13 protein-coding genes are annotated in these 14,663 nt (G+C 34.2%); 12 read left to right on the top strand and 1 reads right to left on the bottom strand.

Annotated elements, in window-relative coordinates; genetic code table 11:
• The first annotated feature begins 9 nt into the window (after positions 1 to 9).
• The 9 genes from JN168_RS08285 to JN168_RS08245 all read left to right on the top strand — a co-directional run bounded on the left by JN168_RS08285 (position 10) and on the right by JN168_RS08245 (position 10,154).
• A complete protein-coding gene (locus JN168_RS08285) occupies positions 10 to 924 on the top strand; it encodes an aspartate carbamoyltransferase catalytic subunit (RefSeq protein ID WP_042738915.1) in 915 nt (304 codons plus the stop codon).
• Positions 908 to 2,182 carry a dihydroorotase gene (locus tag JN168_RS08280; RefSeq protein WP_279525761.1) on the top strand — a complete coding sequence of 425 codons (1,275 nt, stop codon included), beginning with the start codon at positions 908 to 910 and terminating at the stop codon, positions 2,180 to 2,182. The genes JN168_RS08285 and JN168_RS08280 overlap by 17 nt, the downstream gene beginning before the upstream one ends.
• Complete coding sequence (locus JN168_RS08275) at positions 2,182 to 3,282, top strand: carbamoyl phosphate synthase small subunit (RefSeq protein WP_229367137.1); 1,101 nt, start codon at positions 2,182 to 2,184, stop codon at positions 3,280 to 3,282. Before JN168_RS08280 ends, JN168_RS08275 begins: the two co-directional genes overlap by 1 nt.
• Positions 3,275 to 6,448: a carbamoyl-phosphate synthase large subunit gene (carB, locus tag JN168_RS08270; RefSeq protein WP_042738912.1), complete on the top strand. Its 3,174-nt coding sequence runs from the start codon at positions 3,275 to 3,277 to the stop codon at positions 6,446 to 6,448. Before JN168_RS08275 ends, carB begins: the two co-directional genes overlap by 8 nt.
• Positions 6,449 to 6,545: 97 nt before the next feature.
• Positions 6,546 to 7,238: an orotidine-5'-phosphate decarboxylase gene (pyrF, locus tag JN168_RS08265; protein ID WP_107512248.1), complete on the top strand. Its 693-nt coding sequence runs from the start codon at positions 6,546 to 6,548 to the stop codon at positions 7,236 to 7,238.
• A gap of 2 nt (positions 7,239 to 7,240) precedes the next feature.
• A complete protein-coding gene (pyrE, locus tag JN168_RS08260) occupies positions 7,241 to 7,852 on the top strand; it encodes an orotate phosphoribosyltransferase (RefSeq protein ID WP_279525760.1) in 612 nt (203 codons plus the stop codon).
• Positions 7,853 to 7,873: 21 nt separating this feature from the next.
• Positions 7,874 to 8,056, top strand: coding sequence for a hypothetical protein (locus JN168_RS08255; RefSeq protein ID WP_042738910.1), 183 nt, complete (start codon positions 7,874 to 7,876; stop codon positions 8,054 to 8,056).
• A gap of 747 nt (positions 8,057 to 8,803) precedes the next feature.
• Complete coding sequence (locus tag JN168_RS08250; protein WP_279525759.1) at positions 8,804 to 9,658, top strand: YitT family protein; 855 nt, start codon at positions 8,804 to 8,806, stop codon at positions 9,656 to 9,658.
• A gap of 94 nt (positions 9,659 to 9,752) precedes the next feature.
• Positions 9,753 to 10,154 (top strand): VOC family protein, encoded by a 402-nt coding sequence (locus JN168_RS08245; protein WP_042738908.1) that lies wholly within the window; start codon positions 9,753 to 9,755, stop codon positions 10,152 to 10,154.
• A 391-nt stretch (positions 10,155 to 10,545) separates the two neighbouring features.
• On the opposite strand, the gene JN168_RS08240 is transcribed toward JN168_RS08245, so the two are convergent.
• The gene (locus JN168_RS08240) at positions 10,546 to 12,243 is read right to left on the bottom strand and encodes an Rqc2 family fibronectin-binding protein (protein ID WP_042738907.1); all 1,698 of its coding nucleotides are present in this window, start codon (positions 12,241 to 12,243) and stop codon (positions 10,546 to 10,548) included.
• A gap of 159 nt (positions 12,244 to 12,402) precedes the next feature.
• On the opposite strand from JN168_RS08240, the gene gmk reads away from it, so the two are divergent.
• The 3 genes from gmk (at position 12,403) to coaBC (ending at position 14,662) form a co-directional block, all read left to right on the top strand.
• Positions 12,403 to 13,026 carry a guanylate kinase gene (gene gmk, locus JN168_RS08235; protein ID WP_042738906.1) on the top strand — a complete coding sequence of 208 codons (624 nt, stop codon included), beginning with the start codon at positions 12,403 to 12,405 and terminating at the stop codon, positions 13,024 to 13,026.
• Complete coding sequence (gene rpoZ / locus JN168_RS08230; RefSeq protein WP_042738905.1) at positions 13,026 to 13,229, top strand: DNA-directed RNA polymerase subunit omega; 204 nt, start codon at positions 13,026 to 13,028, stop codon at positions 13,227 to 13,229. The genes gmk and rpoZ overlap by 1 nt, the downstream gene beginning before the upstream one ends.
• Before the next feature lie 239 nt (positions 13,230 to 13,468).
• On the top strand, positions 13,469 to 14,662 hold the full coding sequence (gene coaBC, locus JN168_RS08225) for a bifunctional phosphopantothenoylcysteine decarboxylase/phosphopantothenate--cysteine ligase CoaBC (protein WP_279525758.1): 1,194 nt from the start codon (positions 13,469 to 13,471) through the stop codon (positions 14,660 to 14,662).
• The last annotated feature ends 1 nt before the right edge of the window (position 14,663 follow it).

Raw genomic sequence — 14,663 nt, 5'->3', positions numbered from 1 at the left:
AGGCAAATGATGGATAATCTATTATCAATGGAACATCTTACTACAGATGAAATTTATGAGTTGATACAACGCGCAAGTGATATCAAAAAGGGTGATTTAAAACCTCGAAATTACGAAGATAAATTTGTAGCAAATTTATTCTTTGAAAATTCAACGAGAACTAAGAGTAGTTTTTTAGTAGCTGAACAAAAGTTAGGTTTGAAATTAATTGATTTTGAGACGACAACATCATCTGTTCAAAAAGGTGAGTCACTTTATGATACATGTAAAACACTCGAGCAAGTGGGTGCAGATGTTCTGGTGATAAGACATTCACAAACAACCTATTACGATGAATTAGAAACGTTAAATATTCCTATTATCAATGGTGGTGATGGGAGTGGTCAACATCCAACACAAAGTTTACTCGATTTGATGACTATCTATGAAGAATACAATGATTTTAAAGGGTTAAATATACTAATATGTGGAGATATCAAAAACTCACGTGTTGCACGCAGCAATTACCAAAGTTTAACAGCACTTGGAGCAAATGTTATGTTCTCCAGTCCTGAAGCATGGAAAGACGAATCACTTCGAGCGCCTTATGTCGATATCGATACAGTCATCGATCAAGTCGATATTGTAATGTTATTAAGAGTACAACACGAAAGACATGAAACAGGCGAAATAGCTAGCTTTGAATCCAAGAATTATCACGAAGCATTTGGTTTAACTAAAGAACGCTACGACAGATTGCATGACAATGCAATTGTTATGCATCCTGCACCGGTTAATAGAGGCGTTGAAATTGATGATTGCTTGGTTGAAGCATCGAAGTCTCGCATTTTCAAGCAAATGGAAAATGGCATGTATTTACGAATGGCAGTTATAGATTATATTTTACAAACAAAAGGGGTACAAAAAAATGAAATTACTAACTAATGCTAAAGTATTAAAAAACAATGAACTCGTAACAACATCAATTCTTATTGAAGGTCAGTATATTAAAGCAATTTCTCCGCAAATTGATGTAGATTCAGATGTAGAAGTAATTGACGTACAAGGACAATTTGTAGCGCCAGGATTAGTAGATGTACACGTACACTTACGTGAGCCGGGTGGAGAGCATAAAGAAACGATTGAAACAGGAACAAAAGCGGCAGCAAGAGGTGGATTTACTACTGTTTGTCCAATGCCAAATACACGACCTGTTCCTGATTCTGAAGAAAATTTAGAACGTTTAAATCAATTGATTGCAGAAAATGCTCAAGTGAGAGTATTGCCTTATGCATCGATTACAGTAAGACAAGCTGGTAAAGAACATGTAGACTTTAAAGCTCTTGCTAATCAAGGCGCATTTGCATTTACAGACGATGGTGTAGGTGTACAGCAGGCAAATATGATGTATGAGGCTATGCAACAAGCTGCAAAAGTAAATAAAGCTGTAGTAGCACATTGCGAAGACAACAGTTTAATTTATGGTGGTGCAATGCACGAAGGACAACGTAGTGAAGAATTAGGAATTCCAGGTATTCCGAATATTTGTGAAGCAGTACAAATTGCGCGTGACGTATTATTGGCGGAAGCTGCTGGTGCACATTATCATGTTTGTCATGTGTCTACTAAAGAGAGTGTACGTGTGATTAGAGATGCTAAAAAAGCAGGCATTCACGTTACTGCAGAGGTTACACCGCATCATTTATTGCTCACAGAAGATGATGTTCCTGGTGATGATGCTATATTTAAGATGAACCCACCGTTGAGAAGTAAAGAAGATAGAGCAGCTTTATTGGAAGGTTTATTAGATGGGACAATCGATTGTATAGCTACTGATCATGCGCCACATGCTGCTGACGAAAAAGCACAGCCAATGACAAAAGCACCATTCGGAATTGTTGGTAGTGAGACAGCTTTCCCATTACTTTATACTCACTTTGTAAAAAATGGAGACTGGTCATTACAACAATTAGTAGATTACTTAACTATTAAACCTGCTCAAACATTTGATTTACCTTATGGTCGACTTGAAGAAGGTGGATTTGCAGATTTGACTGTAATCAATTTGGACAAAGAGACTGAAATTAAAGCAGAAGATTTTGCATCAAAAGGGCATAATACACCATTTATCGGCTATAAAGTATACGGTACACCAGTGTTAACTTTAGTAGAAGGCGAAGTTAAATTTAAGGAGGAAAAATAATGTTGCAAAAACGCTACCTTGTATTAGAAGATGGTTCATATTATGAAGGCTACAAATTAGGATCAGATAAATTATCTGTGGGAGAAATCGTATTTAATACAGCAATGACAGGCTATCAAGAGACAATTTCAGACCCATCTTATACTGGACAAATTATTACATTTACTTATCCTCTTATTGGAAATTATGGTATTAATCGAGATGATTTTGAGTCTCTTGTACCAACACTTAATGGTGTCGTTGTTAAAGAAGCGAGTATGCATCCGAGTAACTTCCGTAAACAAAAAACATTACATGAAGTACTAGTTGAATTTGAAATTCCAGGTATTGCTGGTGTTGACACAAGAAGTATCACAAGAAAAATTAGAAAACACGGTGTATTAAAAGCAGCATTTACCGATGATAAAGCTGAAATTGAAAGCATTATAACAAAGTTGAAAGAAACAGTCTTACCACGTAGTGAAGTTACAACAGTATCTACAAAATCACCTTATGTATCTACAGGTAACGACTTAAGTGTAGTGTTAGTTGACTTTGGTAAAAAGCAAAATATCGTGCGAGAATTAAATGAACGTGGTTGTAATGTCACTGTTGTACCTTACGATACAAGTGCTGAGACAATTATCAGAATGTCACCAGATGGCGTCATGTTATCTAACGGACCAGGAGATCCAGAAGAAGTAGATGTTGCTGTTGAAATGATTAAAGGAATTCTAGGTGTGATTCCATTCTTTGGTATTTGTTTAGGTCATCAGTTGTTTGCCCTATCACAAGGTGCAACTTCATTTAAAATGAAGTTTGGGCATAGAGGTGCAAATCATCCTGTTAAAGATTTGAAGACAGGTAAAGTAGCATTAACAAGTCAAAATCATGGTTATGCAATCGATAAAGATTCCTTAATTAATACTGAATTAGAAGTTACACATATCGCAATTAATGATGGAACAGTTGAAGGATTGAAACACAAATCACTACCTGCATTTTCAGTGCAATATCACCCAGAAGCTTGCCCTGGACCATCTGATTCAAATTACTTATTTGATGAGTTTATTGAAATGATGAACGAATATAAAGCGAAGGAGCGAATTACCAATGCCTAAACGTAATGATATAAAAACAATTTTAGTAATAGGCTCTGGCCCAATTATTATCGGTCAAGCTGCAGAATTCGACTATGCGGGAACACAAGCTTGTTTAGCTTTAAAAGAAGAAGGTTACCGTGTCATATTAGTAAACTCAAATCCAGCGACAATTATGACTGATACAGAAATCGCAGATAAGGTTTATATTGAACCACTAACACATGACTTTATCGCACGCATTATTCGTAAAGAACAGCCTGATGCATTGTTACCAACGCTTGGTGGCCAAACAGGTTTAAATATGGCGATTCAATTACATGATAGTGGTGTATTAGCAGCTAATAACGTACAGTTATTAGGAACGAAATTAGAGTCAATTCAACAAGCTGAAGATAGAGAATTATTTAGATCATTAATGAATGATTTAGACGTAGCAGTACCAGAAAGTGACATAGTTAATACTGTAGAACAAGCATTTGAGTTTAAAGAGCAAGTTGGTTATCCATTAATAGTTAGACCAGCCTTTACAATGGGAGGTACTGGTGGAGGTATCTGTCATAATGATGCTGAATTAAAGGAAATTGTGTCAAATGGCTTACATTATAGTCCAGCAACACAGTGTTTAATCGAAAAATCAATTGCTGGTTTTAAAGAAATTGAATATGAAGTGATGCGAGATCACAACGATAATGCCATCGTAGTATGTAATATGGAGAATATTGACCCTGTTGGTATTCATACCGGAGATTCAATCGTTGTCGCACCAAGCCAAACATTATCTGATGTTGAATATCAAATGCTACGTGATGTGTCACTAAAAGTAATCCGTGCACTAGGTATTGAGGGTGGATGTAATGTGCAATTAGCATTGGACCCGCATTCTATGGATTACTATATTATTGAAGTAAATCCACGTGTATCACGTTCATCTGCTCTAGCATCTAAAGCGACAGGTTATCCTATTGCTAAACTAGCAGCTAAAATTGCAGTTGGCTTAACGTTAGATGAAATGTTAAACCCTGTAACAGGTACTTCATATGCAGCATTTGAACCAGCACTTGATTATGTTATTTCAAAAATTCCACGTTTCCCATTTGATAAATTTGAAAAAGGTGAGCGTGTCCTAGGTACTCAAATGAAAGCTACTGGTGAAGTTATGGCCATTGGTAGAACGTATGAAGAATCATTACTTAAAGCAATTCGTTCTTTAGAATATGGTGTGCATCATTTAGGTTTACCAAACGGTGAAACATACGATTTAGACTATATTAAAGAACGTATTAGTGATCAAGATGATGAACGTTTATTCTTTATTGGTGAAGCAATTCGTCGTGGTACAACTTTAGAAGAAATTCATAATATGACTAAAATTGATTATTTCTTCTTAAATAAATTCCAACATATAATCGATATCGAACGACAATTAAAAGAAAATAAAGGTAATATTGATTACTTAAAATTTGCTAAAGATTATGGATTTAGTGACCGTGTCATTGCACATCGATTTGACATGTCAGAAGCAGAGGTATATCAACTCAGAAAAGAGAATGATATTCTTCCAGTTTATAAAATGGTTGATACATGTGCAGCAGAATTTGAATCGGCAACGCCATATTATTATGGTACGTATGAACAAGAAAATGAATCAATTGTTACAGAAAAAGAAAAAATCCTCGTATTAGGTTCTGGTCCAATTAGAATTGGTCAAGGCGTTGAATTTGATTATGCTACAGTACATGCTGTATGGGCAATTCAACAGGCAGGCTATGAAGCTATTATTGTTAATAATAATCCTGAAACAGTGTCAACAGACTTCTCAATTTCAGACAAATTATACTTTGAGCCACTAACTGAAGAAGATGTAATGAACATCATCGATTTAGAACAACCTAAAGGTGTTGTTGTACAATTTGGCGGTCAAACGGCTATCAATTTAGCTGATAAACTAGCTAAACATGATGTTAAAATTTTAGGAACAACTTTAGAAGATTTAAACCGTGCAGAGGATAGAAAGGAATTTGAAGCATTACTTCATACTATAGATGTGCCTCAACCAAAAGGGAAAACAGCAACATCACCAGAAGGCGCATTGGAAAATGCTCGTAACATTGGCTATCCAGTTGTTGTACGTCCATCATACGTTCTTGGTGGTCGAGCAATGGAAATTGTCAATAGTGATGCAGAATTAGAAGATTATATGAATCAAGCTGTAAAAGCGAGTCCAGATCATCCAGTACTTGTTGATAGATATTTAACAGGTAAAGAAATAGAAGTAGATGCTATCTCAGATGGTGAAACAGTAATTATCCCAGGTATTATGGAACACATTGAACGTGCTGGCGTCCATTCTGGTGATTCGATTGCGGTATACCCACCTCAGACATTATCTCAGTCAGAAATTGATACATTGGAAGATTATACAATTCGTTTGGCAAAAGGTTTAAACATTGTAGGATTAATTAATATCCAATTTGTTATTGCACATGATGGTGTTTACGTGTTAGAGGTTAATCCGCGTTCAAGCCGTACCGTGCCGTTCTTAAGTAAAATTACAGATATTCAAATGGCACAACTTGCAATGCGTGCGATTATCGGTGAAAAATTAACAGATCATGGCTACAAACCAGGTATACAACCGTATTCGGAAGGTGTATATGTCAAAGCACCGGTATTTAGCTTTAATAAGTTGAAAAATGTTGATATCACATTAGGACCAGAAATGAAATCTACTGGCGAAGTCATGGGTAAAGATTTAACGATGGAAAAGGCGTTATTCAAAGGGTTAACTGCAAGTGGTGTAGAAGTAAAAGACCATGGTACAGTGTTAATGACAGTGAGTGATAAAGATAAAGAGGAAATATTAAATATTGCGCATCGTTTAAATGAAGTAGGTTATAAAATTTTAGCTACAGAGGGTACAGCGCATAAGTTAGCAGAAAATAATATTCCGGCAGAAATCGTTGGAAAAATCGGCGGAGAAGACGATTTATTAACACGTATCCAAAATGGAGAAGTACAAATCGTTATCAATACTATGACAAAAGGTAAAACATTTGAACGAGATGGTTTCCAAATTAGAAGAACGTCAGTAGAAAATGGTGTCCCTTGTTTAACATCGTTAGATACAGCTGCGGCGTTAACAAATGTAATTGAAAGTATGACATTTACAATGAAAAATATGTAAACTTTGTTTTCAAATAAGACAAAATAGCGTGAATAAATAGCGTTGTTTTGTCTTAATTCTAAGTGACATAGTTTATAAATGAGGTGTAGGACAAATGATGAACCAATTACCAATAATTGCTTTGGATTTTGAATCTGAGAAAGCTGTAAATCAGTTTTTAGATCAATTTGATGAGCCACTTTTTGTGAAAGTAGGTATGGAACTTTTTTATCAAACGGGACCAAGTTTAATAAATTCAATTAAATCTCGCGGTCACGATATATTCTTGGATTTAAAGTTACATGATATTCCCAATACTGTGGGAAAAGCGATGGAAGGGTTAAGTAAACTAAACGTAGATTTAGTTAATGTACATGCTGCAGGGGGTTCTGAAATGATGCAGCGTGCTGTTGAAGGTATACGAAAATATAATAAAGATATTAAAATAATTGCTGTAACGCAACTTACTTCAACGACAGAAACAATGTTACAACAAGAACAAAACATACAAACTTCTATCGAAGATGCAGTATTGAATTATGCAACACTAGCAAAAGAATCAGGGTTAGATGGTGTAGTTTGTTCTCCATTAGAGGCATCATTATTAGCAACAGAATTAGGTGAATCATTCTTAAAAGTAACACCTGGAATTAGACCATTAAATACGAGTACAGATGATCAAAAACGTATCACAACACCACAAGAAGCAAAGGCACTCGGTTCAACACATATTGTTGTAGGCCGTCCGATCACTCAAAGTGACAATCCAGTAGAAAGCTATCATAAAATTAAAGAAAGTTGGTTAGGTTAAATATGGCAAAACAAATCGCTCAATCATTACTAGAAATAGAAGCAGTATCACTATCGCCAAATGATCCATTCACATGGAGTTCAGGTATTAAGTCACCGATTTATTGTGATAACAGAGTGACATTAGGTTACCCTTCAGTTAGAAGAGAAATCAGAGATGGTTTAGTAGAACTTATTCAAACTCAATTTGGTGAAGTTGAAGTTATATCTGGCACAGCAACTGCTGGTATACCACATGCAGCATATATTTCTGAAACATTGAATTTACCAATGAATTATGTACGTTCTAAGAGCAAAAGTCATGGTAAACAAAACCAAATCGAAGGTGCACAGAGTGAAGGTAAAAAAGTAGTCGTGGCAGAAGATTTAATTTCAACTGGTGGATCATCAATTACTGCCGTCGATGCACTTAAAGAAGCGGGTGCAGAGGTGATTGGTGTTGTGGCAATTTTCACTTATGGTTTGAAAAAAGCAGATGAACAATTTGAGGCAGCGGGTATACCGTTCTATACTTTAAGTGATTATAATGAACTTATAGAAGTGGCAAATGAAAAAGGTGAAATTTCTGAATCTGAAATAGAGACATTAGTTGAATGGAGAGATAACTTGTCATAATATATAGTCGGAGGGGATGTTATGACAAAGGACCCGAATGATGCATATAATCATTTTGCACACTTAAACAAATTTTTAAAAAAAGACGAAGATTATAGAAATCAACAATATGATGATGAAGAAAATGAATTACTTTCTAAGTCATCAGAGAAGAATATTTATAAAAAGTGTAAGTCAAGTATTAAAGAAAAGGGTAAACTTTAATATTTAGTTTTGAATTATAAGTATTTTAGTGTTTTTGAATCATAATTATATTAAGTTAAATTGCCGGCAAAGCATTAGTCTTTGTCGGTTTTTTGATTTGTATGTGAGATGGGTGTAGTTAGAAGGTTAATCTGGTTACTGTTAGAAATGATATGATGTGTTTCATATTGTGAGGTAGTATGTAAATTGGTTTAAAGATATTTAATTAAAAAAAGACAAATCGATGAATATGAGTTCTATCGATTTGTCTAAGATGAAATTGTGATGTGTTTAACGGATCATAATTTTAATAATGAGGTAACCTATAAGTAAGACTAAAGCTGCTACAAGTAAGGGAATTATATAAAAAGTCATGAATCATTCCTCCAAGTTAGTTTATATTTATTTTAACTGCTTTGAATATAAAGTCAAAATATTAATCGATGTATATGCATATTAGCATTATTCTAGTAACGTTAAAGTGGTCAGCATATACAAATCTACACATGAGTTAGGCTTTAATTTTTTGTGTATCTTGTAGTTTTGTAATTGCTCGCTTTCCTAGGGGACAGCTTCAGCCTGTAGTCTTCAGCTTGTCCTGTTCCCTCAAGAGTCTCGCAATCAAAACTAGTATCATATGCCTAAAGTAATTTTTATATTATTATGATGTTGATAGTATTTTCCATTCATCGATATCTTTAGGTAGTGAATACATATTTTTATAAATTATGGGCATATTAACAAGTAACAGTAAAAAGGGGGGAGTCTATGCAATTGTTACGTCAATTATTGAAAAATCATACTAAGAATATCTTCGTATGTTTAATTGGATCATTTATTAGTGCGATTGCCGTGAATTGTTTCATTTTAGGTTCCAATTTGGGAGATGGGGGTACAGTTGGGATTTCCTTAGCACTAAAGTATAGCTTTGGTTTTTCTCCGGCAGTATCTTCTCTAATTATTAATACAATCGTCATTTTAGTTGGTTGGAAATTTTTAAGTTTAAGAACAGCAGTATATACATTAATTTCTAATACTGCAATTTCAATTTTTCTAGATTTAACGGAAAGTTGGAATACAGGTGTGCATCATTTTGTTGTTAATGCTACATTTGGTGGTGTGCTTGTTGGCGTTGGCATTGGATTAGTTATTGCGTCAGGAGGAGTGATTGGTGGTACATCTGTTGTTGCTAAGATGTTAAATAAATACTTAGATATTAAAACATCACAAGCAATATTTGTATTAGATGGTTTAGTTGTGCTTTCATTCTTATTTGTATTACCGTTAACGAATGTCTTATTTACGATTATTATGTTATTTGTGACGGAACGAGCAACATCTTTTGTAATAGAAGGATTTAATCCGAAAAAAGCGGTTACTGTGATTTCGGCAAAAAATGAAATTATTAGTGATAGAATTAACCAATTTACCGGCAGAGGTTCAACATTATTGAATGGTAAAGGTGGTTATGGTAAAAATGAAACTAGCATGCTTTATGTCGTCGTACCCCAATCTCAGGTGACGAGAGTGAAAAAACTTATTAATGAAGAGGATGAAAATGCATTCTTAGTGATTCATGATGTGCGAGATGTATTAGGTAATGGCTTTATGAATCTTTCTTAAAAACGGCAACATTTACAGATGATAAATGCATTATTTTTATAGAATAATAATGCGATAATACGATTTATGTAAATTAAATGAGGAGGCAAACATTATGGCAATACCAAAAATTACGACATTCTTAATGTTTAATGGCCAAGCAGAAAAAGCAATTGATTTATATGTTAATTTGTTTGAAGATGCTGAAATTTTATCACTAGTTAAATATACTGAAAGTGATAATGCACCAACAGGAAAAGTTCAACATGCGATATTTAGATTGAAGGATCAAATTTTTATGGCTATCGATAATGTGAACGGTGTAGATGTAGATATGAACCCAGCTATGTCCCTTTATGTAACTGTTGAAAATGCTATGGAAATGGAGCGTTTGTTTAACGGTTTGAAAAGTGGAGGTGCGATACTTATGCCAAAGACCTCTATGCCACCATTTAGAGAATTTGCTTGGGTACAAGATCAATTTGGGGTTAACTTTCAGCTTGCATTACCAGAATAAATAACATATTAATTTTTCTGTTAATTATCGTAAAGCATAATACGATTTTATGATGTATAACGGCTAAAACAAATTGATATTTGAAGTGATTAAACACAAATGCCTATTGATTTAGTTAATGATTAGCAATAGTTAATAGTATAAATGGTACTATTTTGTGTTTACCCAATATTTTATAATGAGCTAAGGCTATGTCTAATTGACTGGATAATCGATATTATAAAATTGACAAATTGCTATATGAAAAGCCTTTAAGTGAAACGAAATAGAGCGTTCACTTAAAGGCTTTAAATTTTATGCGTGCCAATTTTAGTTAGATAAATAAAATTGGCATGCATTTTTATAGGTTTTATATATGGTGCGTTATAATCATAAATTTTTTAAACAATATTTAGTTAACTTTCATACTTTGAATATGGTCATAATCAGGCGTAACATATAATGTTTTTTGATTATCATATGTGACGAAACCGGGTTTACTACCTGAAGGCTTATGCACATTTTTAATTTCAGTATAATCTACAGGAATTTGTCCTGAATTACCAGCTTTTGAGAAATAACCAGCTAACATTGCCGCTTCTTTAATTGTTTCTTCGGATGGTTTATCGTTTAGGATAACGACATGTGAACCAGGGATGTCTTTTGTATGGAACCAAATATGGTTCTTGGCTGCCTTCTTATTCGTTAAATAATCATTTTGTTTATTGTTTTTACCTACGTGAATAGTATCTCCAGCAGATGAAGTATAGGTTTGCAGTTCTATGGTTTGCTTTTTCTTCTTTTTACTTTGTTTACGTTGCTTCATAAAACCTTGTTCAGCTAATTCATCGCGAATATCATCAATTTCATTTACAGAAATATGACTTAATTGTTGATCGATACTTTCAAAATATGAAATGTTTTCTTGTGTGAGTTCTATTTGATGTTTTAATTCATGTTCACGAGTTTTTAATTTGTTATATTGTTTGTAATAATATTGTGCATTCACTGCAGGTGCCTTAGTTGGATTTAGAGGTATTGTAACATCTTCACCAGTATAATAGTTTAATGCCGTAACTGTAGCATCACCCTGCTTTATTCGATAAATATTCGCAGTAATTAATTCACCATATAATTGTTGTTCGTCTTTCTCTTTAGTACCTTCTTGTTCATCATAAAGCTTATTTAATTTATTATGATATTTATTTAATTGTTGCTGCACAAATTTCACTAAATCATTAGCGCGCTGTTTAACGCGTTCTCGTTCTCCTCGAGCATCATAATAACGATCTAATAAGTCATGTATTGTTTCATATTCACTCACATCGTCATAAAATTGATTTAATTTCATGAAGTAAAAATCTTCTTTACCAGTTTCATGATTCTTATGAAAAACAGGTGTTGCTGGTAATTTAGTTTGTGCGATAACTTCATCAAAAGCTGCTGGTAAAGTTTCGGCAGTCATAAATTGACGTCGATCTACAATTTCATTAGTGATGAGTGGACTAAAACCTTCAAAATGATTTAATAATTGTCTAGCAATTTTACCACTATTGAAATCAATGTATTTCAAGACCTCTTGACCACTCATATCATAAGGATTGATTTTATTTTGAGTGGGAGGTGTTTCATATTTGAAACCAGGCATTACTGTACGGAATTGGTTTGTATTTGGTGTTAAGTGTTTAAAACCTTCAATTATTTTTCGAGTATCGTCTACTAAGATTAAATTACTGTGTTTACCCATTATTTCTAAAATGATTGTTCTATTTATAGTATCTCCAATTTCATCTTTACTTTGAACATCTATTTCTACACGACGGTCATTACCTATTTGTCGAATTGCTTTGATAAATCCGCCCTCAAGATGTTTACGAAATACGCGAGCAAACATAGGTGGGTCAAATGGATTGTCGTATTTTTTATGTGTGAGATGCATTCTAGTAAAGCTTGGATGGATAGAAAGTAATAGTTGATGATTCTTTCTATTTTGGCGAACGACAATGATAATTGTGTCGTTTTCAGGTTGGTTAATTTTGTGGATTCTACCATCTACAAGAAATTGTAATGATTCCACCATTTTTCTTGTAAATAAACCATCATATGCCATTGTTATCAGCCACCTTATTTTTATTCATTCAGTATATTGTAACATGGCAAAAAGAATTGGTCATGGGCGAAGTTTGTGGCAAAGTATGCTATACAACGGATTGGTTTATATGGTATTATGTGTTAATAATAGAAGTATAGCTTAGAGAGGTCGTAAGTCATGGACAATGAGAAAGGTTTATTGATAGTACTATCTGGACCTTCAGGTGTAGGTAAAGGTACAGTTAGAAAGAAAATATTTGATGATCCATCCACATCTTATAAATATTCTATTTCAATGACAACACGTAATATGCGTGAGGGAGAAGTTGATGGTGTTGATTACTTCTTCAAATCAAAGTCAGAATTTGAAGCCTTGATTAAAGAAGATCAATTTATAGAATATGCTGAATATGTAGGCAACTATTATGGGACACCTGTGCAATATGTTAAAGATACGATGGATGAAGGCCACGATGTATTTTTAGAGATTGAAGTAGAAGGCGCTAAGCAAGTGCGTAAAAAATTCCCGGATGCATTATTTATTTTTCTTGCTCCACCGAGTTTAGACCATTTACGTGAAAGATTAGTAGGACGCGGTACTGAATCAGATGAGAAGATTCAAAGTCGTGTTAAAGAAGCACGTAAAGAAGTAGAAATGATGAATTTGTATGATTATGTTGTAGTGAATGATGAGGTTGAATTAGCAAAGCAACGTATTCAATCTATCGTTGACGCTGAACATTTGAAACGTGAACGCATTGAAGCGAAATATAGAAAAATGATATTGGAGGCAAAAAAATAATGTTACACCCACCATTAAACCAATTAACTGCAAAGATTAATTCTAAATATTTAATTGCAACAACAGCTGCAAAACGTGCTCGAGAAATTGATGAGCATCCTGAATCATCATTATTAGAAAAATATAGTGCGAAAAAACCAGTAGGTAAAGCATTAGAAGAAATTGCCAATGGGGATGTTTTCCCAGATGGTACATTTAAATAATCACTTTCTAAATTATTCATGAATATAATAACGTATATACAAGCTTTTTAAACGATTGATTGTATATTTTTAAAGTACACCATGTGGCATCAAGGTGTGCTTTTTTTATTTAAACCATAATTTGTGTATAATATGGAGTAATGAACTGAGCATGTGTGCAATGTAAATCAATACAGTTAGTTTTAAGTATTTGATAGGCATGGATGAACAATTTTTATATAAGTTGGAGGAACGTTGTAATGAAACGAATATTACTTGCTGTAACTGGCGGTATCGCAGCATATAAAGCAATTGACTTAACGAGTAAATTAACTCAAGCAAATTATGATGTTAGGGTGATGTTGACAGACCATGCCCAAGAATTTGTCACTCCTTTGGCCTTTCAAGCTATCGGTAGAAACCCAGTATATACCAGTACATTTATTGAACAAAATCCAGAGGAAATCCAACATGTTGCCTTAGGTGATTGGGCAGACGCAATTGTTGTAGCACCAGCTACGGCTAACACAATTGCAAAGCTTGCGCATGGTATTGCAGATGACATGGTAACATCTACATTGTTAGCTACAGAAACGCCTAAATTTGTAGCACCAGCAATGAATGTGCATATGTATGAAAATAAAAGAACCCAGCATAATATGTCTATTTTACGTGCAGATGGTTATCAATTTTTAGAGCCAGGCGAGGGCTTTTTAGCATGTGGTTATGTTGCAAAAGGTCGTATGGAAGAACCATTGCAAATTGTTGAGCGTTTAAATATGTTCTTTGATGAGACACTAATTGACAGTAGTTTTAATGGAAAGCATGCGCTCATCACAGCTGGGCCTACTATTGAAGAATTAGATCCTGTAAGGTATCTCTCTAATCGTTCTTCCGGTAAAATTGGTTACGCTTTAGCTGAATCATTAGCTAAACGTGGTGCTAAGGTGACATTGGTATCAGGACCTACGCATTTAACGCCACCAGAAGGTATTACATTTGTTTCTGTCCAAAGTGCGGAAGATATGTTTCAGGCAGTAAAAACGCGTTATGATGCTCAAGATATTGTGTTTAAAGCAGCGGCAGTTTCGGATTATACTCCTGCAGATCCACTAGAACATAAATTGAAAAAGCAAGATGGTACCTTATCAGTAACATTTAAGCGTACTCAAGATATATTAAAGTATTTAGGTGAACACAAAGCACATCAATATTTAGTTGGATTTGCAGCAGAAACACAGAATATAGAAGCATATGCTCAAAAGAAATTGCAACATAAAAATGCTGATGTCATCATTGCAAATAACGTTGGAGACCGTACAATAGGGTTTAGTTCAGATGATAATGACTATACGATGTATTTTAAAGATGGCGATGCATTAAGTTTAGGTAAGGAGAAAAAGGTTATCCTTGCAGAACATATAATTGACAGTTTAGAGACAAGGTGGCAGTAAC

Origin of the sequence: Staphylococcus gallinarum, from assembly GCF_029774255.1 — a bacterium.
GTDB classification, from domain to species: Bacteria; Bacillota; Bacilli; order Staphylococcales; family Staphylococcaceae; genus Staphylococcus; species Staphylococcus gallinarum.
Note: the sequence above shows the minus strand (reverse complement) of the source record. Positions and strands in the feature narration are given on the sequence as shown.